Consider the following 25,758-nt stretch of genomic DNA (forward strand, 5'->3'; position numbering starts at 1 on the left):
GACTACTGACGGTATTGAATGATTACTTTGCCGAAAACGGTATCCGAACGGCTTGATTTGAGTTTTGGTATTTTTACCCGACGGGGTCAAAAATACAGTTGCTGCTGAAACTACCAAACCGAAACCCATCCGAGGTCGTCTGAAAACCTGTCTTATGGTTTTCAGACGACCTTTATTGTTCCCGCCGACAGGCATACAATCAAAAGTGCAGTACCTTTCATTGATTCAATACAAGGAGACAGTTATGCGCGGCATAAAATCAGTTGCATTGTTGTGTACTTTGGCATTGGGTGCGCCGGCGTTTTCGGCGGGTTTGGCCAAAACGCTACCGGGCGATTTGACGACGGCTCAGGCGCAGGCGGTGGTGCAGGCTTCGATGAAAAAGGCGCGTGAAATCAAGGTGCCGATGAATATCGCGGTCATGGACGCAGGCGGTAATTTGAAGGCGTTTGCGCGTATGGACGATGCGTTTATCGGCAGTATCGATATTGCGCAGAAAAAGGCGAAAACGGCACGCTATTTCAATATGTCCACCCGCGATTTGGGCAAGGCTTCGCAGCCGGGCGGCGAGCTTTACGGTATTGAGGTGACCAACGACGGTTTGGTGATTTTTCCCGGCGGTGTGCTGCTGGTGGATAAAAACGGCGTTATCGTCGGCAGTGTCGGCGTGAGCGGCGGCTCGGTCGATGAAGACGAAAGCGTTGCGAAAGCAGGTGCGGCGGTCTTGTCGGGCAGGTAAGCCGCAGCTTGAGGCAACCCGGCGCGTTTCTTTTCATTGATTTGCGTTGGGTTGTTGAAATACGAAGAGGTCGTCTGAAAATGCGGGTCTAAACTCCCGCAGTCTTTTCAGACGACCTTTTTGCATTTGTTGACATTTTTACCGCTTCGGGCATGACGTTCGGGCATATGGGGTCGTCTGAAACCTGAAATGCTGTCTTTCCCAAGCACAATTCGCTGCAATGGGATATGATTATCCTTTTTCAGACGACCTGTCCTGATATGGGGTCGTCTGAAAAGCCGATTCCGTCGGGTGCGGCGGAGTCCTGAGAAGCCGTTAAGTCATACAAGAAAGCCAAGATGTCCGAAACAGCAGTCCAAGAAGCCCAAGAAACGCCAAACAGTGTGCCTACGCCGTCTGAAACACAACCCACCCCGCCCAAGCGCAAGAGACGCTGGTTGCGGGGTCTGTTGCTGACGTTGGTTGTGCTGGTGTGCGCGCTGGCGGGCTTTATCGGCTGGCTGGTGGGGACGGAATCGGGTTTGCGTTTCGGTTTGTACAAGATTCCGTCCTGGTTTGGCGTGAAGATTGCTTCGGAAACGCTGGAAGGTACGCTGGTTAAGGGTTTTCACGGCGATAAATGGATGATTGAAACGGATGGGGCGGATGTGAAAATCAGCGCGTTCCGTTTTGATTGGAAGCCGTCCGAGCTGTTTCAGCGCAGCCTGCACATTACTGAAATTGTGGCGGGCGACATTGCGGTCGTGCCGAAGCCGACGCCGCCGAAAGAGAAAAAGCCGTCCAAAGGGCTGCCTGAGAGCATTGATTTGCCTGTGTTGGTGTTTATCGACCGTTTTGAGACGGGCAGGCTCAGTGTGGGCAAAAATTTTGACAAGCAGACGGCCTATCTCGACCATCTGAATGCGGCATACCATTACGATCAGAAAGAACACCGCTTGGATTTGAAAACCCTCGATACGCCGTGGAGCAATTCGACGGGTTCGGCGGTGGTCGAGCTGGAGAAGCCTTTTGCGCTCAATACGACGATTCAGACGAAGGGCGAGCTGGAAGGCGAAACGATAGAGGGTAAGGCGCGTCTGTGGGGCAGCTTGCAGGACGTGCAGACTGAAATCCTGCTGGACGGCGACGATGTGCATTTGTCGGCGAAATCTACGGTGCATCCGTTTGCTGCTTCGTTGGACAAGATGATCGGCGAGGTGCTGATCAAGGGTTTCAACATCAATCCGACCGCTTTCCTGCCGTCGCTGCCTAAGGCAAACCTGACGTTTGACGCGACTGTCGTGCCTTCGTTTACGCACGGTATCGCGCTGGACGGCTCGCTCGACTTGGAAAACAAGGCGGCGGGTTTTGCCGATGACAAAGCCATTCCGGTACGCAATATTTTAGCGGACTTCACCATCAACGACAACGGCGTGGTAACCGTCCAAGAGTCTGAAATCGGGCTGTTGGAGGAAGGTTCGTTCAATGTCGCCGGTACGGTCGATACGGTGAAAAACGCGCTGGCGCTCAAGATTAATGTGAACAACCTGGTTTCAGACGACCTCGTCCGCACCAATGTTGCCGGTCAGTGGAACGGGTTTATCAGTGTCAAAGGCGAAACTTCATCGCCCGCTGTGGACTGGAATCTTGAAAGCAGCAACGCGCAACTTTCCGGACTGCTGTCCTTCGCCACCGACAGACAACTCGGTCAACGCACCCTCAAACTCGACCGCGTCCGCGTCGCTCCGCAAAACGGCGGCGAACTGACGGCGCAAGGTTCGCTCGAACTCTTCAAAGACCGCCTGCTCAAGCTCGATGTTTCCAGCAAGGCGTTCAATCCGTCCCGCCTAGACTCAAAACTGCCCGCAGGCAGCGTCAACGGCACCATCAATCTTTCAGGCGAACTGGCGAAAGAAAAATTCGCCGGCAAAATGCAGTTTGCGCCGAGTACGTTAAACAACGTCCCCCTCAGCGGCAAAGCTGACGTCGTTTACGAATCCGGACACCTCCCACGCGCGCTGACCGACCTGCGTTTGGGCAACAATATCGTCAAAACCAACGGCAGCTTCGGCAAAAAAGGCGACCGCCTCAACATCGACATCACCGCTCCCGACCTTTCCCGTTTCGGTTTCGGACTGGGCGGGCTGCTCAATACGCGCGGCTATATTTCAGGCGACCTCAAAGGCGGGCTGAAAACCTACGAAGCCGACCTCTCCGGCGAAGCGCGCGCCCTGCGTGTCGGCGAAGCCGTCAACATCCGCATGCTTGATTTCAAACTCAAAGGCACGCCCGACATCAACCGTCCGCTTGCCGCCGACATCAAAGGCAGCCACATCGCCCTTTCCGGCGGCGCGACCATCATCGATGCGGTCGACCTGTCCCTCAACGGCATGGGCGCACAACACCGCATACACGGCAGCAGCAGCATGGCGTTGGACGGCAAGCCTTACAAACTCGAAGTCAATGCGGCGGGCGGTCTGAACAAAGACTTCAATCAATGGAAAGGCAGCGTGGACACGCTCGACATCGGCGGCGCGTTCAACCTCAAACTGCAAAACCGCATGAACCTCGAAGCAGGCGCGGAGCGCGTTTCCATGAGCGCGGCGCGCTGGAGCGTGATGGGCGGCAGCCTCAACCTGCAAAACTTCGTTTGGGACAAAAAAACCGGCATCACCAGCAAAGGCAACGCGCAAAGCCTGCACATCACCGAGCTGCAAAACTTCGTCAAAATCCCCGTCGAACACAACTTGGTACTCGGCGGCGATTGGGATTTGGCGTACAGTCAAAACGCCCGCGGCTACCTCAACATCAACCGCCAAAGCGGCGACATCATCCTGCCGAACAAAGACCCGAAAAAACAAATGCCCTTGGGTTTGAGCGCGCTCGCCCTGCGCACCCGTTTCCAAAATGGCCGCATCGACAGCACGCTTGAAGGCAATACCCGCTTCGGCAGCGTCAACGCCGATTTGGGCATCAGCCAGCAGTTCGGCAACAAAATCGCCAACGCGCCGGTCAGCGGCAAAATCAACCTCAACCTCCCCGACTTGGGCGCAATCAAAACCTTCCTGCCCGCTACCGCGCAAGGCATTACAGGTCGTCTGAACGCCTCCGCCACCATAGGCGGGCGCGTCGGTTCGCCCACCATCGCCGCCATCCTGAACGGCACCAGCAACTACGGTACAGCCGAAGGTACGGTCAACATCGGACAGGGCGCCAGCATGGACACCGCGCCTTTGAGCGGCAAACTCAACCTCAACGTCGCCGACCTCGAAGTCTTCCGCAACTTCCTGCCCGTCGGACAAACCGTCAAAGGTCGTCTGAATGCCGCCGTCAGCCTTGGCGGACGCGTCAGCGATCCCCAGCTTTCCGGTACGCTCAACGGCGAAAACCTCTACTACCGCAACCAAACCCAAGGCCTCATCCTCGACAACGGCGTTTTACGTTCCCATTTGCAGGGACAACGCTGGATTATCGACAGCCTCAAGTTCCACAAAGGCGGTACGCTCGAGCTGAAAGGCTCCGTCAACCTTGCCAACGCCGATCCGGATGTTGACGTAGATGTCGTCTTCGACAAATACGACACCCTCTCCCGTCCGAACCGCCGCCTGCGCCTCTCCGGCAGTGCGAAAGTGCAATACAACCAGCAAAAAGGCGTGTTCCTCAACGGTACGTTAAACAGCGACTACGGTATGTTCGGTTCGCAAAAATCCTCCATGCCCTCGTTGGACGACGATGTCGTCGTGTTGGGCGAAGAGAAAAAACAAACCGCCGCCGTGACGCCTATCAACCTCAACCTGACGCTCAACCTCAACGACAATATCCGTTTCGTCGGTTATGGCGCAGACATCACCATAGGCGGCAGGCTGACCATCACTTCCCGCCCGGGCGAAGCCATCCAAGGCGTCGGTACGGTGAAAGTCGTCAAAGGCCGCTACAAAGCCTACGGTCAAGACCTCGACATCACTAAAGGTACGGTTTCTTTCGTCGGCCCGCTCAACAATCCCAACCTGAACATCCGCGCCGAACGCCGTCTTTCCCCCGTCGGTGCGGGCGTCGAAGTCCTCGGCAGCCTCTCCAATCCGCGCGTGACCCTCGTTGCCAAAGAGGCGATGAGCGAAAAAGACAAGCTCTCTTGGCTCATCCTCAACCGCGCCAGCAGCGGCAGCGACGGCGACAATGCCGCCCTTTCCGCAGCGGCAGGCGCGCTCCTTGCCGGACAAGTCAACGACAGGCTCGGACTGGTGGACGATTTGGGCATCACCAGCCAACGCAGCCGCAACGCCCAAACCGGCGAACTCAACCCTGCCGAACAAGTGCTGACCGTCGGCAAACAGATTACCAACAACCTCTACGCAGGTTACGAATACGGTATTTCCAGTGCCGAGCAGTCCGTCAAACTCGTGTACCAGCTCACCCGCGCCATCCAAGCCGTCGCCCGCGTCGGCAGCCGTTCATACGGCGGCGAGTTGAAATACACCATCCGTTTCGACAGGCTCTTCCGTTCGGATTACGAAAACGACCGAAAAATCGAAGAAGCGGAAAAACAAAAAGCCGTGCAAACGCAATAACGCCGACGGAAAGGAAAAGGTCGTCTGAAAACCACACTTTAGGGTTTTCAGACGACCTGCTTTATATTTTTAAGTCTGCCTGCTTATTATCAAGCCAAATCAAGCTGCTTTTCCAAATTTTCCACCAACTGGTCATCCAGTTTCAAGGCTTGCGACAACCGGCTTAAGAACACGATTTCTTTACGGGATAAATCGGCACACACCAATCTTGCCGCCAGATAGGTTTCCGCGGCCAAAGCTTCATCGTTGCCGACGGCTGCTGCGATTTCCTCGACTGTTGCCGGTCTTTCATATTCGGCGGCAAGCCAGGCGGCGGTTTCCGCATCTGTACCGCTTTCACGGGCAATAACCTGTTTTTCCGCTTCATCAATCGACCCGTCCGATGCGGCGGCTGCAATCATGGTGCGCAGGATGACGCGGCTGTGTGTTTCGGCAAGTTGGCCGACAGGTTCGAACGCTTGTTGCGGCAATTCGGGTTGGTTGCGGTTTTGCTGCCAGCTTTGATAGCCTTTGTAGGCAATATAACCCAAAGCTGCGACCGAACCGGCTTTGACCAGTTTTTTGGTGTTTTTCTTTTTCATCAGCATAGAAGCCAGTCCTGCCACTAATGCACCGCCGCCGAAAGAATTAAGCGGGCTGTCGGCGACGGATTTGCTATTTTTTTGAACCGTTCCCAAAATTTGGTTGAGCAGGTTGTTGAAATTCATTGTGATTGTCCTTTTTGAGGGTGGGTTTTTAAATCATATGGGTATTCAGACTTAAAACAAGGCATGGGGGTGTTAAAGGATGCAAATGCTTATGAAGTATAGGGGAAGTCGTCTGAAAATCAAATCGGGCAGGGTTTCTGGATTGTTAAGCATTACCTGCAAAAAGGATGGCGAACTGTCGGCAAGAGGTAAATAAAACAGTAAGGAACAAAACACAAATAAGAATCGTTATCATAAACTTATTGAATTTATTAAGATTTTTTTGCAGGTTGACCGACATTTACCTTTTAATGGATTTTGAAATTCGATAAAATAGCAGGATATTAAGATTTGTCTGTCAACCAGTTAGGCATAAACCCATGTTGGCCAGTTACTTTCCCGTCCTCGTATTCATCCTCGTCGGCCTTGCGGCCGGCGTGCTGTTTATCCTGCTCGGCACGATTTTAGGTCCGAAACACCACTACGCCGAAAAAGACGCGGCTTACGAATGTGGTTTCGAAGCCTTTGAAAACGCTAGGATGAAGTTTGACGTGCGTTATTATCTCGTCGCCATCCTGTTCATCCTCTTCGATTTGGAGGTTGCGTTTATGCTGCCGTGGGCGGTGGTGTTCAAAGATTTGGGCGCATACGGCTTCTGGTCTATGCTGGTGTTTATCGTCGTTCTGACGGTAGGCTTTGTTTACGAATGGAAAAAAGGTGCGCTGGAATGGGAATAGAAGGCGTTTTGAAAAAAGGTTTCATCACCACCAGCGCGGATACGGTGCTGAACTATATGCGTACCGGTTCGCTGTGGCCGGTTACTTTCGGCTTGGCCTGCTGCGCCGTGGAAATGATGCACGCGGGTATGGCGCGTTACGACCTTGACCGTTTCGGCATTATTTTCCGTCCGTCTCCCCGTCAGGCAGACCTGATGATTGTGGCGGGTACGCTTACCAATAAAATGGCGCCCGCCCTTCGCCGCGTGTACGACCAGCTCGCCGAGCCGCGCTGGGTATTGTCCATGGGTTCGTGTGCCAACGGCGGTGGCTACTATCATTATTCTTATTCCGTCGTGCGCGGTGCCGACCGTGTCGTGCCGGTAGACGTTTATGTGCCGGGTTGTCCGCCGACTGCGGAGGCCCTGATTTACGGTCTGATGCAGCTCCAACAAAAAATCAAGCGCACTTCCACCATCGCGCGGGACGAGTAGGGGAGGGAACGATATGGCAAGTATTCAAAACTTATACGAAACCGTCAGCCGCGTTTTGGGCAATCAGGCAAGCAAAGTCATTTCCGCTTTGGGCGAGATTACCGTCGAGTGTCTGCCCGAACACTATATTTCAGTCATGACCACGTTGCGCGACCATGAAGAACTGCATTTCGAGCTTTTGGTCGATTTGTGCGGCGTCGATTACAGCACTTACAAAAACGAAGCATGGCAGGGCAAACGCTTCGCCGTTGTCAGTCAGCTTCTTTCTGTTAAAAACAATCAGCGCATCCGCGTGCGCGTCTGGGTTTCAGACGACGATTTCCCCGTAGTCGAATCTGTGGTTCCCGTTTACAACAGCGCGGATTGGTACGAGCGCGAAGCCTTCGATTTGTACGGCATCATGTTCAACAACCATCCCGACCTGCGCCGCATCCTGACCGATTACGGCTTCGTCGGACATCCGTTCCGCAAAGACTTCCCGATTTCCGGCTATGTCGAAATGCGTTACGACGAAGAGCAAAAACGCGTGATTTACCAACCTGTTACCATCGAGCCGCGCGAAATCACGCCGCGTATCGTCCGTGAGGAGAACTACGGTGGCCAATAAATTAAGAAACTACACCATCAACTTCGGCCCGCAACACCCTGCGGCGCACGGCGTATTGCGTATGATTTTGGAGTTGGACGGCGAACAAATCGTCCGTGCTGACCCGCATATCGGCCTTCTGCACCGCGGTACTGAAAAACTGGCTGAAACCAAAACCTACCTGCAAGCCCTGCCCTATATGGACCGCTTGGACTATGTTTCCATGATGGTCAATGAGCAGGCGTATTGCTTGGCAGTAGAAAAACTTGCCGGAATTGATGTGCCTATCCGCGCCCAATACATCCGCGTCATGTTCGCCGAAGTAACGCGCATCCTCAATCACCTGATGGGTATCGGTTCGCACGCCTTCGACATCGGCGCGATGACCGCCATCCTCTACGCCTTCCGCGACCGCGAAGAGCTGATGGACTTGTACGAAGCCGTTTCCGGCGCGCGTATGCACGCCGCCTACTTCCGTCCCGGCGGCGTTTACCGCGACCTGCCCGACTTCATGCCCAAATACGAGAGCAGCAAATTCCGCAACGCCAAAGTATTGAAGCAGCTCAACGAATCCCGCGAAGGCACCATGCTCGACTTCATCGACGCCTTCTGCGAACGTTTCCCCAAAAACATCAACACACTCGAAACCCTTCTGACCGATAACCGCATCTGGAAACAGCGTACCGTCGGCATCGGCGTCGTCTCCCCCGAACGCGCCATGCAGAAAGGCTTTACCGGCGTCATGTTGCGCGGTTCGGGCGTGGAATGGGACGTACGTAAGAAACAGCCGTATGAAGTGTACGACCAAATGGATTTCGACATCCCCGTCGGCGTTAACGGCGACTGCTACGACCGCTACCTCTGCCGCATGGAGGAAATGCGCCAATCCGTACGCATCATCAAACAATGTTCCGACTGGCTGCGCGTCAATCCCGGCCCGGTCATTACCACAAACCACAAATTTGCCCCGCCCAAACGCACCGAAATGAAAACAGGTATGGAAGACCTGATTCACCATTTCAAACTCTTTACCGAGGGTATGCACGTTCCCGAGGGCGAGACCTATACCGCTGTCGAACACCCGAAAGGCGAGTTCGGCGTTTACATCATTTCAGACGGCGCGAACAAACCCTACCGCCTGAAAATCCGCGCACCCGGCTTCGCCCACCTGCAAGGCATGGACGAAATGGCAAAAGGCCACATGCTCGCCGACGTTGTTGCCATCATCGGTACGCAGGACATCGTATTCGGGGAGGTTGACCGATAATGTTATCCGCAGAATCCTTAAAACAAATCGACATCGAGTTGGCGAAATATCCCGCCGACCAACGCCGTTCCGCCATCATGGGCGCATTGCGTATCGCCCAAACCGAAAAAGGCTGGCTCGCCCCTGAGACCATCGCCTTTGTTGCCGACTACATCGGCATCACGTCGGCGCAGGCATACGAAGTCGCCACTTTCTACAATATGTACGACCTTGAGCCGGTCGGCAAATACAAACTGACCGTCTGCACCAACCTTCCCTGCGCCCTGCGCGGCGGCATGGATACCGGCGAATACCTGAAGAAAAAACTCGGTATCGGCTACGGCGAAACCACGCCCGACGGCAAATTCACCCTCGTCGAAGGCGAGTGCATGGGCGCATGCGGCGACGCCCCTGTTATGCTGGTAAACAACCACAGTATGTGCAGTTTTATGACTGAAGAGGCGATTGAGAAGAAACTGGCGGAGTTGGAGTAGGTCGCGGGTTTACTTGAAAAATAAATTTAATTTTGAATAAATGGAAGAAAGCTATGCAATTAGATAAAGAGAAATTTGATTGCTTGTATCGTTATTTAATTTTAGTGGCACAGAACAAGCGTGTCGTAATGTACCACGAATTAGAAAGTGTATTCCGATTAAGTCATAAATTAGTTGGTTTGTATGCTGGTGCAATTGGTGATTTTTGTTTAGAGCAAAATTTACCTTTGTTAAACTCCCTAATTGTTAGTGCACAGGAATGTCAGCCTTCCGACGGGTTTGCTAACTATTTAGAAAAAAGTGGAATGGATAGTTGGGGAGATTGTCTTGTTAAATGTTGGCAAGAATATCACGTTACTACTACACAAGTACAAAAACGTGGAAATTATCAGGGTATTACAGATTTAATTGATGATTCAAAAGTTTTAAGTTCTATCTTTACTAAATAAAATAAATTCATAGCAAAGTAAGTCGGATCTAGACTCAACAAATATGTTTTCAGGTCGTCTGAAATAGCGGCCGCAACCGATACGAAAACGAACAGGCACACCAAAAATGGCTATTTACCAATCAGGCGTGATTTTTGACCAAGTGGATACCGCCAATCCCGACTGCTGGACATTGGACGAATACGTCAAACGCGGCGGTTACAGCGCGCTGCGTAGAATCCTGTCCGAAAACATCTCGCAAACCGACGTGATTGACGAAGTCAAAACCTCCGGTCTGCGCGGGCGCGGCGGTGCGGGCTTCCCGACCGGCTTGAAATGGAGCTTTATGCCCCGTTCCTTCCCCGGTGAAAAATACGTCGTCTGCAACACCGACGAAGGCGAACCGGGCACGTTCAAAGACCGCGACATCATCATGTTCAACCCCCATGCCTTGATTGAAGGCATGATTATCGCCGGTTACGCGATGGGCGCGAAAGCGGGCTATAACTACATTCACGGAGAAATTTTCGAAGGTTATCAACGCTTTGAGGCCGCACTTGCCCAAGCGCGCGCGGCAGGTTTTTTGGGTAAAAATATTTTAGGTTCGGACTTCGAATTCGAACTCTTCGCCCACCACGGCTACGGCGCATACATTTGCGGCGAAGAAACCGCATTGCTCGAATCGCTGGAAGGCAAAAAAGGCCAGCCGCGCTTCAAACCGCCGTTCCCCGCCTCGTTCGGCCTGTACGGCAAACCGACCACCATCAACAATACCGAAACCTTTGCTTCCGTACCGTTTATCGTCCGCGATGGCGGTCAGATGTTTGCCGACAAAGGCATTCCGAATGCCGGCGGTACCAAACTGTTCTGCATCTCCGGTCACGTTGAGCGTCCGGGCAACTATGAAGTGCCGCTAGGCACGCCGTTTGCCGAAATCCTGAAAATGGCGGGCGGTATGCGCGGCGGCAAAAAACTCAAAGCCGTCATCCCCGGCGGTTCGTCCGCCCCCGTATTGCCTGCCGACATCATGATGCAGACCAATATGGACTACGACTCGATTTCCAAAGCCGGCTCGATGCTCGGTTCCGGCGCGATTATCGTGATGGACGAAGACGTGTGCATGGTCAAAGCCCTTGAGCGATTAAGCTATTTTTACTACGACGAATCCTGCGGCCAATGCACCCCGTGCCGCGAAGGTACCGGCTGGCTCTACCGCATCGTCCACCGCATCGTAGAAGGCAAAGGCCGCATGGAGGACTTGGATTTGCTCGATTCCGTCGGCAACCAAATGGCAGGCCGCACCATCTGCGCCCTCGCCGACGCCGCCGTTTTCCCCGTCCGCAGCTTTACCAAGCATTTCCGTGATGAGTTTGTGCATTACATTGAGCACGGCGGACCAATGAAGCCGAATAAGTGGTGTTGAGGTTTCAGACGACCTGAAGTGGTGGATGGGTTGTACAGAATTTGGATTTTTAAAATTAAGAAATCCCTCCTAAAAATAAACAAGCAATCACCTGATACTTTAAAGGCTGACTGAAACCTCTTTTCAGACGACCTCTAAACCATTGCAGCAGATATAAATGTTTTATGCCTAAAAAACACGCCACTCCTGATTTCCCGCTTACATTGTTTTCCTATTTGGAAAACGTGGGAGAGATGAAATACTACGCCGTATCAGTATGGCGGATTATGGAATGGAGGCGGATCGGCATTTTCATGAACTGCAACAGGTTTTGCATCGGCAGAACGGTTATTTGTCCGATGGACAGGCTTTTTATCCTGCTGAAACGGTAGAATTGGCGGCATATAATCAACAGGATGCAGTGGCTTATACGGTCTGCCTTCTCATCTTGATACAAAGTACAGTGATGCAGACGTATTGGGCGGATTTATCGTCTTATTGGCAAGAATATTGGAAAAACAACCGTGAGGCGTTGCCGCCGAATCTAATGAAGGAGTTGGATGCGGCATTCGCACTGGCACGGGAAAAGGGCGAATTGGATTAGCCTGTAACAAAAATTCAAAAGGCCGTCTGAAACCCATTTTTCAGACGACCTCCATAAAAGATTATTTATCAAATACCCGTAACTAGGAACGAACCATGTTACAAATCGAAATCGACGGCAAACAGGTATCTGTGGAGCAGGGCGCGACGGTGATTGAGGCCGCGCACAAGCTCGGTACTTATATTCCGCATTTCTGTTACCACAAAAAGCTCTCCATCGCCGCCAACTGCCGTATGTGTCTGGTGGACGTGGAAAAAGCCCCCAAACCGCTGCCCGCCTGCGCCACGCCGGTAACGGACGGCATGATTGTGCGCACGCATTCGGCAAAAGCCCGCGAGGCGCAGGAAGGCGTGATGGAGTTCCTGCTCATCAACCATCCGCTCGACTGTCCGACCTGCGACCAAGGCGGCGAGTGCCAGTTGCAGGATTTGGCGGTGGGCTACGGCAAAACCACCAGCCGCTACACCGAGGAAAAACGTTCCGTCGTCGGCAAAGACATGGGGCCTTTGGTTTCCGCCGAGGAAATGAGCCGCTGCATCCATTGCACCCGCTGCGTGCGTTTCACTGAAGAAATCGCCGGCCTGCAGGAAATTGCGATGGCGAATCGCGGTGAACACTCTGAAATCATGCCTTTTATCGGCAAAGCGGTGGAAACCGAGCTGTCGGGCAACGTCATCGATTTGTGCCCCGTCGGCGCGCTGACCAGTAAACCGTTCCGTTTCAACGCGCGTACTTGGGAGCTGAACCGCCGCAAATCCGTTTCCGCCCATGATGCTTTGGGCAGCAACCTGATTGTGCAAACCAAAGATCATACCGTCCGCCGCGTGCTGCCGCTGGAAAACGAAGCGATTAACGAATGCTGGCTGTCCGACCGCGACCGTTTCGCCTACGAAGGCCTGTATCACGAAAGCCGTCTGAAAAACCCGAAAATCAAACAGGGCGGCGAGTGGATGGACGTGGATTGGAAAACCGCGCTGGAATATGTCCGCAGCGCGATTGAATGTATCGCCAAAGACGGCAACCAAAACCAAGTCGGCATTTGGGCGAACCCGATGAATACGGTTGAAGAACTGTATTTGGCGAAGAAACTCGCCGACGGTTTGGGCGTTAAAAATTTCGCTACCCGTCTGCGCCAACAGGACAAACGTTTTTCAGACGACCTCAATGGTGCGCAATGGTTGGGACAAAGCATCGAATCGCTGGCGGACAACGAAGCCGTATTGGTGGTCGGCGCAAACCTGCGCAAAGAACAGCCGCTTCTGACCGCCCGCCTACGCCGTGCCGCCAAAGAGCGCATGGCCTTGAGCGTGTTGGCCAGCAGCAAGGAAGAATTGTTGATGCCGCTTCTGGCTCAGGAAGCGGTGCATCCCGACGAGTGGGCAGGTCGTCTGAAAAACCTGTCTGCCGATACGGAACACGCGATTACCGCGAGCCTGAAAAACGCTGAAAAAGCAGCGGTGATTTTGGGCGCGGAAGTGCAAAACCATCCTGATTACGCCGCCATTTATGCCGCCGCGCAAGAGCTGGCGGACGCAACCGGCGCGGTACTGGGTATTCTGCCACAAGCTGCCAACAGCGTCGGTGCGGATGTCTTGGGTGTGAACTCCGGCGAGAGCGTTGCCGAAATGGCAAATGCGCCGAAACAGGCGGTTTTGCTGCTCAACGTCGAACCGGAAATCGATACGGCGGATGGCGCAAAAGCCGTAGCTGCGTTGAAACAGGCGAAAAGTGTGATGGCGTTTACGCCGTTTGTCAGCGACACGCTGCTGGACGTGTGCGACGTATTGCTGCCGATTGCGCCGTTTACCGAAACCTCAGGCAGCTTCATCAATATGGAAGGCCGTCTGCAATCCTTCCACGGTGTCGTTCAAGGCTTCGGCGACTCGCGTCCGCTGTGGAAAGTGTTGCGCGTATTGGGCAACCTGTTTGACCTGCAAGGCTTTGAATACCACGATACCGCTGCGATTCTGAAAGATGCGTTGGACGTGGAAAGCCTGCCGTCCAAACTGAACAACCGTGCCGCATCGACTCAAAAAGATTTTCAGACGACCTCAAGCCGCCTCGTGCGCGTGGGCGGAGTCGGTATTTATCACACCGATGCCATCGTGCGCCGTTCCGCGCCGTTGCAAGCGACCAGCCATGCCGCCGTGCCCGCCGCGCGTGTGAATCCGAACACATTGGCGCGCTTAGGCCTGCAAGACGGACAAACCGCCGTCGCCAAACAAAACGGCGCAGGCGTGTCCGTGATGGTCAAAGCCGATGCCGGACTGCCTGAAAACGTGGTGCATCTGCCGCTGCATACCGAAAATGCCGCGTTGGGTGCGTTGATGGACACTATTGAACTGGCGGGAGCTTGATTATGCAGGAATGGTTCCAAAACCTCTTTGCCGCAACGCTCGGTCTGGGCGATTTGGGCATCACCGTGGGCTTGGTGGTGTCCGTCATCGTCAAAATCGTGATTATCCTGATTCCGCTGATTCTGACCGTCGCCTACCTGACTTATTTCGAACGTAAAGTCATCGGCTTCATGCAGCTTCGCGTCGGTCCGAACGTAACCGGTCCGTGGGGTCTGATTCAGCCGTTTGCCGACGTGTTCAAACTCTTATTTAAAGAAGTTACCCGTCCGAAGCTGTCAAACAAAGCCCTGTTCTACATCGGTCCGATTATGTCGCTCGCCCCATCTTTCGCGGCGTGGGCAGTGATTCCGTTCAACGAAGAATGGGTGCTGACCAATATCAATATCGGTCTTTTGTACATCCTGATGATTACCTCGCTGTCGGTTTACGGCGTGATTATCGCAGGTTGGGCTTCCAACTCCAAATATTCGTTCCTGGGCGCAATGCGTGCCTCCGCGCAAAGCATCTCCTACGAAATCGCCATGAGCGCCGCGCTGGTGTGCGTCGTGATGGTGTCGGGCAGCATGAACTTCTCTGACATCGTTGCCGCGCAAGCCAAGGGTATCGCGGGCGGTTCCGTGTTCTCGTGGAACTGGCTGCCGCTGTTCCCAATCTTCATCGTCTATCTGATTTCCGCCGTTGCCGAAACCAACCGCGCACCGTTTGACGTGGCAGAGGGTGAGTCTGAAATCGTTGCCGGCCACCACGTCGAATATTCCGGCTTCGCGTTCGCGCTGTTCTTCCTCGCCGAATACATTTTCATGATTCTGATTGCCGCGCTGACCTCGCTGATGTTCCTCGGGGGCTGGCTGTCCCCGTTCCCGCAAAGCTGGGGCATTGTCGGCACGCCTTCCGCATTCTGGATGTTCGTGAAAATGGCGGCGGTGCTGTACTGGTATCTGTGGATTCGTGCAACCTTCCCGCGCTACCGTTACGACCAAATCATGCGCTTGGGCTGGAAAGTGCTGATTCCGATCAGCTTCGCCTATATCGTGATTTTGGGTCTGTGGATGATTTCGCCGCTGAATTTGTGGAAATAAGTTTCAGACGACGTATCAAGGTCGTCTGAAAACGCAGTTTTGAATATTTAACGGAATCCCTGTTTTGAGGGAACAGAATATGGCTAATTTAGTAAAAACTTTCTTGCTCGGTGAACTCGTCAAAGGCATGGGCGTAACGCTCAAAAACTTTTTCGCCCGCAAAGACACGATTTATTTCCCCGAAGAGAAAACGCCGCAATCTGTGCGTTTCCGCGGCCTGCACGCGCAGCGGCGGTATCCGAACGGTGAGGAACGCTGCATCGCGTGTAAATTGTGCGAGGCAGTGTGTCCGGCAATGGCGATCAACATCGAATCGGAAGAACGCGAAGACGGCACGCGCCGCACCAAGCGTTACGACATCGACCTGACCAAGTGCATCTTCTGCGGCTTCTGCGAAGAAGCCTGTCCGACCGATGCGATTGTGGAAACGCATATTTTTGAATACCACGGCGAGAAAAAAGGCGACTTGCACATGACCAAGCCGATCCTCTTGGCAATCGGCGACAAATACGAAGCCGAAATCGCCAAACGCAAAGCCGCTGACGCACCGTACCGCTAAGGAGCAGACGAATGACTTTTTCCGCGATTCTGTTCTATATCCTTGCCGCCATCGTCTTATACGGCGCGCTGCGTACCGTTACCGCGAAAAACCCTGTCCACGCCGCTTTGCATTTGGTGCTGACCTTCTGCGTGAGCGCGATGATTTGGATGCTGATGCAGGCGGAGTTTTTGGGCGTTACGCTGGTGGTCGTGTATGTCGGCGCAGTGATGGTGCTGTTCCTGTTCGTCGTGATGATGCTGAATATCGACATCGAGGAAATGCGCGCCGGTTTCTGGCGTCATGCGCCTGTTGCCGGTGTGGTCGGTACGCTGTTGGCGGTTGCCCTGATTCTGATTCTGGTTAACCCGAAAACCGACCTTGCTGCATTTGGCTTGATGAAAGACATTCCTGCCGATTACAACAATATCCGCGATTTGGGCAGCCGTATTTATACCGATTATCTGCTGCCGTTTGAGCTGGCTTCCGTATTGCTGTTGTTGGGCATGGTAGCGGCGATTGCGCTGGTTCACCGCAAAACCACCAATCCGAAACGTATGGATCCTGCCGACCAAGTCAAAGTACGCGCCGACCAAGGCCGTATGCGCTTGGTGAAAATGGAAGCCGTGAAACCGCAAACCGAATCTGCGGAAGAAAACGAAGTTTCAGACGACCTCAAGCCGAAAGAGGAGGGCAAAGCATGATTACCTTGACGCATTATTTGGTATTGGGCGCGCTCCTGTTCGGTATCAGCGCGATGGGCATCTTTATGAACCGCAAAAACGTGCTGGTCTTGCTGATGTCCATCGAGCTGATGCTCTTGGCGGTGAACTTCAACTTTATCGCCTTCTCGCAGCATCTGGGCGATACCGCCGGACAGATTTTCGTATTCTTCGTACTGACCGTCGCCGCTGCCGAATCCGCCATCGGTTTGGCGATTATGGTGCTGGTGTACCGTAACAGAAAAACGATTAATGTTGCTGATTTGGACGAGTTGAAAGGGTAATAAAGGAGGTTGGGTTGAGGCCTGACAAGATACTGATGCCGTCTGAAAACCCGATGGGAAAAACGATGAAGTCCATAGACGAACAAAGCCTGCATAATGCCTGCCGCCTGTTTGAAAGCGGCGACATTGACCGTATCGAAGTCGGTACCACCGCGGGCCTGCAACAGATTCACCGTTACCTGTTCGGCGGCTTATATGATTTTGCGGGTCAAATCAGGGAAGACAACATTTCCAAAGGCGGTTTCCGTTTTGCCAACGCCATGTATCTGAAAGAGGCTTTGGCTAAAATCGAGCAGATGCCCGAGCGGACTTTTGAAGAAATCATCGCCAAATATGTTGAAATGAACATTGCTCATCCGTTTTTGGAGGGTAATGGCAGAAGTACCCGCATCTGGCTGGACTTGGTGCTGAAGAAAAACCTGAAAAAAGTCGTAAACTGGCAAAATGTAAGCAAAACCCTGTATTTGCAGGCGATGGAACGCGGCCCCGTCAACGATTTAGAACTGCGCTTTCTGTTAAAGGACAACCTGACCGACGATGTGGACAACCGTGAAATTATCTTTAAAGGTATTGAGCAGTCATATTATTACGAAGGATATGAGAAAGGCTGAAGGCCGTCTGAAAAGCGATTTCAGACCGTTTCAGACGACCTTATGCGGTAGGTTGGGCTAACCCCGACGAAAAAATAACATGACCAATTAAAGCCCGTTGTCTTGAAAGACGGCTTTATCAGATTTGAGTATTTAGCGTGCAGTATGGGTTGAAAACCCATTAATAAAGATACGAAGACAGCTTGAAAGTGTCGAATTGGCAAGCCAATCTAAAAAACCTTTCGGGCAGTCTGAAGTTTAGAAAACTCCTAAAATCAAAAAGGTTCATCCAAAATGAACGACATGACTTTATATCTCATCATTGCCCTCGTGCCTTTGGCAGGCTCGCTGATTGCGGGTTTGTTCGGCAATAAAATCGGACGTGCCGGCGCGCATACAGTTACGATACTCGGCGTGGCGGTGTCCGCCGTGCTGTCGGCTTATGTGCTGTGGGGCTTTATCGACGGCAGCCGCGCCAAGTTTGACGAGAATGTCTATACTTGGCTGACGATGGGCGGTTTGGATTTTTCCGTCGGCTTCTTGGTCGATACGATGACGGCGATGATGATGGTCGTGGTCACGGGCGTGTCGTTGATGGTGCATATCTATACCATCGGCTATATGCATGATGAAAAAGTCGGCTACCAACGCTTCTTCAGCTATATCTCTTTGTTTACATTCAGCATGTTGATGCTGATTATGAGCAACAACTTCATCCAGCTCTTCTTCGGTTGGGAAGCGGTGGGCTTAGTGTCGTATCTCTTGATCGGTTTCTATTTCAAACGTCCGAGCGCGATTTTTGCCAACCTAAAAGCCTTTTTGATCAACCGCGTCGGCGACTTCGGCTTTTTGCTCGGTATCGGCTTGGTGCTTGCCTATTTCGGCGGCAGCTTGCGCTATCAGGACGTATTCGCCTATCTGCCCAACGTACAAAATGCCACCATCCAGCTTTTCCCCGGTGTGGAATGGTCTTTGATTACCGTAACCTGTTTGCTCTTGTTTGTGGGTGCGATGGGTAAATCGGCTCAGTTCCCGCTGCATGTCTGGCTGCCCGATTCGATGGAAGGCCCGACCCCGATTTCCGCATTGATTCACGCCGCAACCATGGTTACGGCGGGCCTGTTCATGGTGTCGCGTATGTCGCCGATTTACGAAATGAGCAGTACCGCGCTGTCGGTCATTATGGTGATCGGCGCGATTACCGCCTTGTTTATGGGCTTCTTGGGCGTGATTCAAAACGACATCAAGCGCGTGGTTGCGTATTCCACCCTGTCGCAACTGGGCTATATGACCGTGGCTCTGGGCGCGTCCGCCTATTCCGTGGCGATGTTCCACGTCATGACCCATGCCTTCTTTAAAGCCTTGCTGTTCTTGGCGGCGGGTAGCGCGATTATCGGTATGCACCACGACCAAGACATGCGCCACATGGGTAATCTGAAAAAATACATGCCGATTACTTGGCTGACCATGCTGATCGGTAACTTGTCACTAATTGGTACGCCGTTCTTCTCCGGCTTCTACTCCAAAGACTCGATTATCGAAGCAGCGAAATACAGCACCCTACCGGGCAGCGGCTTTGCCTATTTCGCCGTCCTCGCCAGCGTGTTCGTTACCGCGTTTTACGCGTTCCGCCAATACTTTATGGTGTTCCACGGCGAAGAAAAATGGCGCAGCCTGCCCGAACACCATTCAGACGGCCATGGTGAAGAACATCACGGCTTGGGCAAAAACGACAATCCGCACGAAAGCCCGCTGGTCGTTACCCTGCCGCTGATTCTGCTTGCGATTCCGTCCGTCATCATCGGCTACATCGCCATCGAACCCATGCTCTACGGCGATTTCTTCAAAGACGTGATTTTCGTCAACGCCGACGCGCATCCGACCATGCACATCATGAAGGAAGAGTTCCACGGCGCATTGGCGATGGTGTCGCACAGCCTGCATTCGCCCGTCCTCTATCTTGCAATCGCAGGCGTATTGAGCGCATGGCTCCTGTACGTCAAACTGCCGCACCTGCCCGCCAAAATCGCGCAGGCGTTCCGTCCGGTTTACGTTTTGTTTGAAAACAAATACTACCTCGACGCCCTGTATTTCAACGTCTTCGCCAAAGGCACGCGCGCGTTGGGCAACTTCTTCTGGAAAGTCGGCGATACCGCCATTATCGACAACGGCATCGTCAACGGCTCCGCCAAACTGGTCGGCGCGATTGCCGCGCAGGTACGCAAAGCCCAAACCGGCTTTATCTACACCTACGCCGCCGCTATGGTGTTCGGCGTATTGGTCCTGCTCGGCATGACTTTCTGGGGATTGTTCAGATAAAGGCGGGGTTTCAGACGACCTGTCTGTAGCCGGTGTAGAGGTCGTCTGAAAAAGAACCATTCAAGTTGTAGGTCGGATACTTGTATCCGACATGAAAAAGAAAAATAGTACGGCATATCGGGATTGCTCAGGTAAAGATGAGATTTTCAGACGACGTTTAGGTCGTCTGAAAAAGGAAACATGAGAAACAATGGTTGAAGACAAATTACCGCAAACCCTAGACGAAGTCCGCGAAGCCATCGACGGCTTGGACAAGGAATTAATAGAATTGCTCGTCCGCCGGCAGAAGCTGGTGCGGCAGGCAGGCCGTCTGAAACCTAAAAACGATGTGCAGGCGGTTTCCGCGCCCGAACGGGTGGCGCAAGTGATTGCCTCGCGCCGCGCCTACGCCGAAAAGGCCGGTTTGTCGCCCGAAGTAGCCGAAGCAGTTTGGCGCAGTATGATTGATGCGTTCATTAAACTGGAGATGGAAACCAACCGTACCGACGGGGCGTAGTCAACATTTCGGTCATAATTGATTTACTTGGATAGATACGGAATTTGCCGACCGCCGTCATTCCCGCGCAGGCGGGAATCCAGACCTATCGGCGCATAAAACTGTCAAGGAAAAAGGCTTCCTAAAATCTACGTTCTGGATTCCCGCCTGCGCGGGAATGACGGGATTTAATAAGCAGTTGTATCGACAGGTTTATCTAGATACAAAATCAAAGAGGCGCGAAAATGCCCGACACGCACACCATCCGCTCCGCCGAATTTACCGCTTCCCGCGCATGGAGTGCACTCGACATCGCCAATATGAACGGTACTACCGTGCGCCTGCACTGGACGGACCAGCCCTACAAATGGCACGTCAACGACGGCGAGGAAGTGTTTGCCGTGATGGACGGCGAAGTCGATATGCACTACCGAGAAAACGGCGAAGAATACATCGTTCGGTTGAAAAGCGGCGACATCTTCTATGCAGGAATCGGTACGGAACACGTCGCCCATCCGTGCGGCGAAGCGCGGATTTTGGTGATCGAGAAAGAAGGCAGTGTTTGAGGTCGTCTGAAAAGAGGGTTTCAGGCGGCAATAGATTAGAGTTTCAGACGACATCTGACATTTCAGATAATCAGGCCGTCTGAAAAATAGAAGGGCAGATAATATGGATAAACGGCTGTTTGACGGTACAGTTCGTTTTGAGCATGTAACCGGTGTCGGCACAATGCAGGTGGATTTCCAACCCAATCAGCGTATTTATACGTTGATTGGCGAGAACGGTGTAGGTAAGACTAAACTGTTGGAATGTTTGTTTGCGATATTGTTGTTCACCAGTGCGGCTGCACAACAAGTTGTTTCTTGGATAACTCCGGCATCCATTCCTTTTAAAAAAGTTGTTACTCCTATCGGAGAGATGGGGTTTAGTCTCGAATCTATTGGAAAAGAACGCCCAAAACGCCTTCCAAAAGATAATGATGTGATATTTGGTACTTATGATGTAAATCTTCAATGGGAAAAAAGACCCTTTTTAGGGTTGTGGCACTCTTTGCCCATAGTTTATTTAGCTGCACAAAATCGGGGAGGTGTTGAAAATAAGGATGGTGCGATTAAACAAATAGGTAATTTTCAGCAACGTTCAAAGGGATATTTAGAACGGTTGTTTTCGGTTTTTTATCATAAGGTTGAAGATATTAAATCCTTAAATATGGATACCAATCTAGAAGAGTGGATTATTCAGCGGGCACAATCAGCCAATCCGTATCAGTCGAAAGAAGACAACCGTAAAATTGAAATCGATACTTTGCTGTCCCTGCTCAATAAAATCGACAACCGCATTGACCCCGAATTTTTGGAAATTTCAGGCAGCAACCGTGTCTTTATCAAAATAGAAAACCAAAAGCGCGAACTTTCCGATTTATCCAGCGGTTTTACTTCTCTTTTGAAGATTATCCAATCTATTGTCGCGGGATACAGTTACTTTACCAACGAGCAGCAAATTGCCAATGTGCGCGGCGTGGTGCTGATTGACGAAATAGAAAGCCATTTGCACAACGAATGGCAGATCAAAATTGTACCGCTGCTGAAAAAATTGTTTCCGAACACAACGTTTTTCATTACCACGCATTCGTCTTTAGTCATCAGTCAGTTGGAGCAGGGAGAAGCCTACCGTTTGGTACGTAGCAAGGAGGACGGTGTGGTCTATGGCAAGATGATTGACTATCCAAGTAATGCTTCTTTTGTGGATTTGCTCAACGAAGCATTCGGCGTGGATTTGAATAAGAAGAAGATAGAACGCGTCCAAGAACGTGATCAAGAACAGGCAAAAAAAGCCTTATTGGAATTGGTGCGTCAGGAATTGGGCGGATTAGGGGATAAATAATGACGGTTTATCTTTTAGATACCAATTACTTGGTTTATTTGGCGGATGATGACAGTGACGAAGAAAAGCGGAAAATCGTATTGAGCGATATGGCGGAAAAGTTGCAACAGGATGACAACCGTTTTGTGATTACCCCGCTTATCCGTTATGAAGTTTTGCGCGGTGTGGATTGGGGAAAATCTGAAAAATTGTCTCGATTGACCGGTGTTTTGGCACAGTTTGAATCTTTGGACATTACACAGAATGTTTCTGATTTGGCAAGTAATCTGTACCGCTTTGATAAGTTTGAAGCCGAACGTGATAATACGCCGAAGAATTTAGAAAAACGTAAATTCGATATGTTTCATTATGCGACTGCCAGTGTGAATAATTTAGAAATCTTATCCCACGATACCGATGTTAATAAGATTAAAGATTTACATGAAAGAATGAGGCTGGAAGATCCGGCAGAATTAGCTTGAGACAAATAGCAGAAGCCTGAACAAACCTTTTTCAGACGACCTCCTGAAACGTCGTCTGAAAAACCAACCCACACAACTATATTTTTATTTTAACCACAGGTTAACCACTATGTTTTCCAACTACCTACTCAGCTTGGCAATATGGATACCCATCGCTGCGGGCGTGCTGGTTTTGGCGACGGGGCCGGACAGCCGTGCGCCGCTTGCCCGCGTGCTCGCTTTAATCGGTGCGCTTGCCGGTTTCTTGGTAACGCTGCCCTTGTTTACGGGTTTCGACCGTTTGAGCGGCGGCTATCAGTTTACCGAGTTCCACGAATGGATTCCGCTTTTGCGAATCAACTATTCGCTGGGTGTGGACGGTATTTCGGTGCTGTTTGTCATTCTGAACGCGTTTATCACGCTGATGGTTGTGCTGGCGGGTTGGGAAGTGATTCAGAAGCGTCCGGCGCAGTATATGGCGGCGTTTTTAATCATGTCGGGCCTGATTAACGGCGCGTTTTCGGCACGGGATGCCCTGCTGTTTTATGTGTTCTTCGAGGGTATGCTGATTCCGCTGTACCTGATTATCGGTGTATGGGGCGGTCCGCGCCGCGTGTATGCGTCGGTGAAGCTGTTTCTCTATACGCTGATGGGTTCGTTGCTGATGCTGGTGGCGATTGTGTATCTGTCTTACCAAGTCGGTGGCTTTTCGATTGAGGATTTCCAAAACATCAAACAGATTCCGCTGGGCGTGCAACAGCTTTTGTTTGTGGCGTTCTTCCTGTCGTTTGCGGTGAAAGTGCCGATGTTCCCCGTGCACACTTGGCTGCCGGATGCCCACGTTGAGGCGCCGACCGGCGGTTCGATGGTGTTGGCGGCGATTACGCTGAAATTGGGCGCATACGGCTTTTTGCGGTTCATCCTGCCGATTCTGCCCGACGCGTCGCGCTATTTCGCGCCGGTCATCATTGTGTTGAGCCTGATTGCGGTGGTGTATATCGGTATGGTTGCGCTGGTGCAGACCGATATGAAAAAACTGGTGGCGTATTCGTCCATCAGCCATATGGGTTTCGTTACCTTGGGGATGTTCTTGTTCATTAACGGACAGTTGAACGACTGGGCGTTGAAAGGCGCTGTCATTCAGATGATTTCGCACGGTTTCGTGTCGGCGGCGATGTTTATGTGCATCGGCGTGATGTACGACCGCCTGCACACGCGCAATATCGCCGATTACGGCGGCGTGGTGAACGTGATGCCCAAGTTTGCGGCGTTTATGATGCTGTTTGCGATGGCAAACGCGGGTCTGCCGGCGACTTCGGGCTTCGTGGGCGAGTTCATGGTGATTATGGGCGCGGTCAAAGTGAATTTCTGGGTGGGCGCGCTGGCGGCGCTGACGCTGATTTACGGTGCGTCTTACACGCTGTGGATGTATAAGCGCGTGATTTTCGGTGCGGTCGGCAATCCGCACGTTGCCGATATGAAAGACATCAACTGCCGCGAATTTGCGATTCTGGCGATTTTGGCGGTTGCGGTATTGGGTATGGGCCTGTATCCGCAGGCATTTATCGAAGTGGTGCATCAGGCGGCAAACGATTTGATTGCCCATGTGGCGCAAAGCAAGATTTGAGGTGTGCGAATGAACTTGATTGATTTGAACTTAATGCCTGCCATGCCCGAAATCGTGCTGTTTGCGCTGCTGATTGCCGTATTGCTGGCAGATTTGTGGATTAGCGATAAAAACCGCTATCTTACCCATCTGATGAGCTTGGGAACCGTCATTATCGTGGCGGTTACGCAGCTGGCGGTGTGGGAGCAGGGCAGTACGCTGGCGTTTCACGGGATGTATATCGCCGACGGTATGTCGCGCCTGTCCAAGCTGGTGTTGTACGGATTGACCTTCGGGTTGTTTATTTACAGCAAACCGTACAATCAGGCACGCGGTATTTTTAAAGGCGAGTTTTATACTCTGTCGTTGTTTGCCCTGTTAGGCATGAGCGTGATGGTGAGTGCGGCGCATTTCTTGACCGCCTATATCGGTTTGGAACTTTTGTCGCTGTCGCTTTATGCCATGATTGCGCTGCGCCGCGATTCCGGCCGCTCCGCCGAAGCCGCGCTCAAATATTTCGTCTTGGGTGCGCTGGCTTCCGGCCTGCTGCTCTACGGCATTTCGATGGTGTACGGCGCGACGGGTTCGCTGGAGTTTGCCACTGTTTTGGCGTCGTCTTACAGCGAACTTGCCAACGAATGGCTGTTGAAACTGGGGCTGGTGTTTATCGTCGTGGCGGTAGCGTTCAAACTGGGCGCGGTGCCGTTTCATATGTGGGTGCCCGACGTGTACCACGGCGCGCCGACATCCGTTGCCGCGTTTGTCGGTACGGCGCCGAAAATCGCCGCCGTCGTCTTTGCCTTCCGCATCTTGGTTACCGGTTTGGGAACGGTGCATCACGACTGGTCGCAGATGTTCGCCGTGTTGGCGGTGGCATCGCTTTTGGTCGGTAACCTCGCCGCCATCATGCAGGCCAACATCAAACGTATGCTTGCCTATTCCACCATATCGCATATGGGCTTTATCCTGCTGGCGTTTATGGCGGGAGCGGTCGGTTTTGCGGCGGGCTTGTATTACGCCATTACTTACGCGCTGATGGCGGCGGTCGGTTTCGGCGTATTGATGGTATTGTCCACCGACAATATTGAGTGTGAAGAAATCAAAGATTTGGCAGGTTTGAACCAACGCCATGCTTGGTTTGCCTTCCTGATGCTGCTGGCGATGTTCTCGATGGCGGGTATTCCGCCGCTGATGGGCTTTTACGCCAAATTCGGCGTGATTAAGGCTTTGTTGAGCGCATCGACCGCCCAAAACGCCGCCATGGCGGGCAGCACATACATCATACTTGCCGTGTTCGCCGTGGTGATGTCGTTAATCGGCGCGTTCTACTACCTGCGCGTAGTCAAGGTCATGTATTTCGACGAACCCACCCATGACCAGCCCGTCGGCAGCAATTACGCCGCCAAATTCTTTCTGAGCGTCAACGCGTTCCTGCTGATTTTGTGGGGCATCATGCCGCAAACGGTGATTGACTGGTGCGCTAGGGCTTTGGAAAACACCTTGTAAAGTGATGAACCGAAAC

The 25,758-nt window shown here is 52.4% G+C and carries 24 protein-coding genes; 23 read left to right on the forward strand and 1 reads right to left on the reverse strand.

What is annotated here, in order from left to right:
- The first annotated feature begins 244 nt into the window (after positions 1 to 244).
- Both HMPREF2954_RS07370 and HMPREF2954_RS07375 read left to right on the forward strand, forming a co-directional pair.
- Positions 245 to 739, forward strand: a complete 495-nt coding sequence (locus HMPREF2954_RS07370; protein ID WP_045072617.1) for a GlcG/HbpS family heme-binding protein — start codon at positions 245 to 247, stop codon at positions 737 to 739.
- 338 nt (positions 740 to 1,077) lie between these two features.
- Positions 1,078 to 5,286: a translocation/assembly module TamB domain-containing protein gene (locus HMPREF2954_RS07375; protein WP_045072618.1), complete on the forward strand. Its 4,209-nt coding sequence runs from the start codon at positions 1,078 to 1,080 to the stop codon at positions 5,284 to 5,286.
- A gap of 89 nt (positions 5,287 to 5,375) precedes the next feature.
- Here HMPREF2954_RS07375 and HMPREF2954_RS07380 read toward each other — a convergent pair whose 3' ends face one another.
- Positions 5,376 to 5,993 (reverse strand): tellurite resistance TerB family protein, encoded by a 618-nt coding sequence (locus tag HMPREF2954_RS07380; protein WP_045072619.1) that lies wholly within the window; start codon positions 5,991 to 5,993, stop codon positions 5,376 to 5,378.
- Between the two features lie 359 nt (positions 5,994 to 6,352).
- Here HMPREF2954_RS07380 and HMPREF2954_RS07385 point away from each other — a divergent pair, with 359 nt between their 5' ends.
- From HMPREF2954_RS07385 to nuoN, 21 genes are all read left to right on the forward strand, one after another.
- The gene (locus tag HMPREF2954_RS07385; RefSeq protein ID WP_003741940.1) at positions 6,353 to 6,709 is read left to right on the forward strand and encodes an NADH-quinone oxidoreductase subunit A; all 357 of its coding nucleotides are present in this window, start codon (positions 6,353 to 6,355) and stop codon (positions 6,707 to 6,709) included.
- Positions 6,700 to 7,182 carry a NuoB/complex I 20 kDa subunit family protein gene (locus HMPREF2954_RS07390; protein WP_003677002.1) on the forward strand — a complete coding sequence of 161 codons (483 nt, stop codon included), beginning with the start codon at positions 6,700 to 6,702 and terminating at the stop codon, positions 7,180 to 7,182. The genes HMPREF2954_RS07385 and HMPREF2954_RS07390 overlap by 10 nt, the downstream gene beginning before the upstream one ends.
- A 13-nt stretch (positions 7,183 to 7,195) precedes the next feature.
- Positions 7,196 to 7,789 carry an NADH-quinone oxidoreductase subunit C gene (locus HMPREF2954_RS07395; RefSeq protein WP_045072620.1) on the forward strand — a complete coding sequence of 198 codons (594 nt, stop codon included), beginning with the start codon at positions 7,196 to 7,198 and terminating at the stop codon, positions 7,787 to 7,789.
- Positions 7,779 to 9,035 (forward strand): NADH dehydrogenase (quinone) subunit D, encoded by a 1,257-nt coding sequence (nuoD, locus tag HMPREF2954_RS07400; RefSeq protein WP_045072623.1) that lies wholly within the window; start codon positions 7,779 to 7,781, stop codon positions 9,033 to 9,035. Before HMPREF2954_RS07395 ends, nuoD begins: the two co-directional genes overlap by 11 nt.
- Entirely contained in the window at positions 9,035 to 9,508 is a 474-nt protein-coding gene (gene nuoE, locus HMPREF2954_RS07405) for an NADH-quinone oxidoreductase subunit NuoE (protein WP_045072625.1), read from the forward strand. The genes nuoD and nuoE overlap by 1 nt, the downstream gene beginning before the upstream one ends.
- A 53-nt stretch (positions 9,509 to 9,561) precedes the next feature.
- Entirely contained in the window at positions 9,562 to 9,957 is a 396-nt protein-coding gene (locus tag HMPREF2954_RS07410; protein ID WP_045072626.1) for a hypothetical protein, read from the forward strand.
- A 106-nt stretch (positions 9,958 to 10,063) separates the two neighbouring features.
- On the forward strand, positions 10,064 to 11,359 hold the full coding sequence (gene nuoF, locus HMPREF2954_RS07415; RefSeq protein WP_045072627.1) for an NADH-quinone oxidoreductase subunit NuoF: 1,296 nt from the start codon (positions 10,064 to 10,066) through the stop codon (positions 11,357 to 11,359).
- 256 nt (positions 11,360 to 11,615) lie between these two features.
- Positions 11,616 to 11,942, forward strand: coding sequence for a hypothetical protein (locus HMPREF2954_RS07420; RefSeq protein WP_231574605.1), 327 nt, complete (start codon positions 11,616 to 11,618; stop codon positions 11,940 to 11,942).
- Positions 11,943 to 12,037: 95 nt separating this feature from the next.
- Positions 12,038 to 14,299 carry an NADH-quinone oxidoreductase subunit NuoG gene (gene nuoG / locus HMPREF2954_RS07425; RefSeq protein ID WP_045072628.1) on the forward strand — a complete coding sequence of 754 codons (2,262 nt, stop codon included), beginning with the start codon at positions 12,038 to 12,040 and terminating at the stop codon, positions 14,297 to 14,299.
- 2 nt (positions 14,300 to 14,301) lie between these two features.
- Complete coding sequence (nuoH, locus tag HMPREF2954_RS07430) at positions 14,302 to 15,378, forward strand: NADH-quinone oxidoreductase subunit NuoH (RefSeq protein ID WP_070689072.1); 1,077 nt, start codon at positions 14,302 to 14,304, stop codon at positions 15,376 to 15,378.
- Positions 15,379 to 15,457: 79 nt separating this feature from the next.
- On the forward strand, positions 15,458 to 15,937 hold the full coding sequence (gene nuoI / locus HMPREF2954_RS07435) for an NADH-quinone oxidoreductase subunit NuoI (RefSeq protein ID WP_002216341.1): 480 nt from the start codon (positions 15,458 to 15,460) through the stop codon (positions 15,935 to 15,937).
- An 11-nt stretch (positions 15,938 to 15,948) separates the two neighbouring features.
- Positions 15,949 to 16,620 carry an NADH-quinone oxidoreductase subunit J gene (locus HMPREF2954_RS07440; RefSeq protein ID WP_045072636.1) on the forward strand — a complete coding sequence of 224 codons (672 nt, stop codon included), beginning with the start codon at positions 15,949 to 15,951 and terminating at the stop codon, positions 16,618 to 16,620.
- Complete coding sequence (gene nuoK / locus HMPREF2954_RS07445) at positions 16,617 to 16,922, forward strand: NADH-quinone oxidoreductase subunit NuoK (protein ID WP_003759427.1); 306 nt, start codon at positions 16,617 to 16,619, stop codon at positions 16,920 to 16,922. The genes HMPREF2954_RS07440 and nuoK overlap by 4 nt, the downstream gene beginning before the upstream one ends.
- 35 nt (positions 16,923 to 16,957) lie before the next feature.
- Positions 16,958 to 17,533, forward strand: a complete 576-nt coding sequence (fic, locus tag HMPREF2954_RS07450; protein WP_045072637.1) for a protein adenylyltransferase Fic — start codon at positions 16,958 to 16,960, stop codon at positions 17,531 to 17,533.
- 273 nt (positions 17,534 to 17,806) lie between these two features.
- Positions 17,807 to 19,831: an NADH-quinone oxidoreductase subunit L gene (gene nuoL / locus HMPREF2954_RS07455; protein WP_045072638.1), complete on the forward strand. Its 2,025-nt coding sequence runs from the start codon at positions 17,807 to 17,809 to the stop codon at positions 19,829 to 19,831.
- Between the two features lie 190 nt (positions 19,832 to 20,021).
- On the forward strand, positions 20,022 to 20,327 hold the full coding sequence (locus tag HMPREF2954_RS07460) for a chorismate mutase (protein ID WP_045072639.1): 306 nt from the start codon (positions 20,022 to 20,024) through the stop codon (positions 20,325 to 20,327).
- Positions 20,328 to 20,551: 224 nt separating this feature from the next.
- Positions 20,552 to 20,872, forward strand: a complete 321-nt coding sequence (locus HMPREF2954_RS07465) for a cupin domain-containing protein (RefSeq protein WP_045072642.1) — start codon at positions 20,552 to 20,554, stop codon at positions 20,870 to 20,872.
- Between the two features lie 103 nt (positions 20,873 to 20,975).
- On the forward strand, positions 20,976 to 22,190 hold the full coding sequence (locus tag HMPREF2954_RS07470; protein ID WP_045072644.1) for an AAA family ATPase: 1,215 nt from the start codon (positions 20,976 to 20,978) through the stop codon (positions 22,188 to 22,190).
- Positions 22,190 to 22,651 (forward strand): type II toxin-antitoxin system VapC family toxin, encoded by a 462-nt coding sequence (locus HMPREF2954_RS07475; RefSeq protein WP_045072645.1) that lies wholly within the window; start codon positions 22,190 to 22,192, stop codon positions 22,649 to 22,651. Before HMPREF2954_RS07470 ends, HMPREF2954_RS07475 begins: the two co-directional genes overlap by 1 nt.
- 109 nt (positions 22,652 to 22,760) lie before the next feature.
- Positions 22,761 to 24,257: an NADH-quinone oxidoreductase subunit M gene (locus HMPREF2954_RS07480; RefSeq protein ID WP_039404491.1), complete on the forward strand. Its 1,497-nt coding sequence runs from the start codon at positions 22,761 to 22,763 to the stop codon at positions 24,255 to 24,257.
- A gap of 9 nt (positions 24,258 to 24,266) precedes the next feature.
- A complete protein-coding gene (gene nuoN / locus HMPREF2954_RS07485) occupies positions 24,267 to 25,742 on the forward strand; it encodes an NADH-quinone oxidoreductase subunit NuoN (protein WP_045072647.1) in 1,476 nt (491 codons plus the stop codon).
- The last annotated feature ends 16 nt before the right edge of the window (positions 25,743 to 25,758 follow it).

Source organism: Neisseria sp. HMSC067H09 (assembly GCF_001814135.1).
In the GTDB taxonomy this organism is placed as follows: domain Bacteria; phylum Pseudomonadota; class Gammaproteobacteria; order Burkholderiales; family Neisseriaceae; genus Neisseria.